The organism is Desulfosporosinus sp. I2 (genome assembly GCF_000960765.1).
GTDB lineage: Bacteria > Bacillota > Desulfitobacteriia > Desulfitobacteriales > Desulfitobacteriaceae > Desulfosporosinus.
In genome coordinates this window covers 1-581 of sequence record NZ_JYNH01000314.1, presented here as the reverse complement: position 1 = coordinate 581, position 581 = coordinate 1, and the positions used below count along the sequence as shown (strand labels likewise).

1 pseudogene is annotated in these 581 nt (G+C 40.3%); it reads left to right on the top strand.

From position 1 onward, the window contains the following. Positions 1 to 48 precede the first annotated feature (48 nt). Positions 49 to 326, top strand: a pseudogene (locus UF75_RS27890) (PhzF family phenazine biosynthesis isomerase); the annotation flags it as partial. Positions 327 to 581: the final 255 nt, after the last annotated feature.

Below are 581 nucleotides of genomic sequence, written 5' to 3'. Positions count from 1 at the left end.
TACAGAAGCTATTGTTGAAATGTATCGGAATCTGTAGGAGGGTTGAATATGAAAGTAAACGTATATACGTTAAATTCATTTGCTAAGACAAAAGAAGGCGGAAATGCGGCAGGTGTTATAATGAATGCAGATTCATTATCAGAAAAAAGAAATGAGAAAAAATTGCTGCAATTCTTGGATTTAGCGAAATCGCTTTTGTATTGCAATCAAACGTGGCAGACTTTAAAGTGAGATTTTTTACGCCAAATGAAGAGATTGATTTATGCGGTCATGCTACTATTGCAACCTTCTATACAATGGCAAGTCTGGAGTTGTTAAAACAAGGCGCATACAAACAGGTGAATAATATGCTCTGCGAGAGCCACCGATACGCTCAAGTTGAGCCAGCGTCTCGCTAAAACTGAGCCACCTTCACGCAAGCTGAGCCACTCGTCCATATTTAGTGGTAGATTGGATTTATGCACTGTTTAACGGTGTAAATAAATCCAAGGAGGTCATATTAATGACCAACTACCGCGAAATCCTTCGGCTAAATAGCCAAGGGATCAGTCAGCGTAGCATCTCAGCAAGTTGCGAGAGCT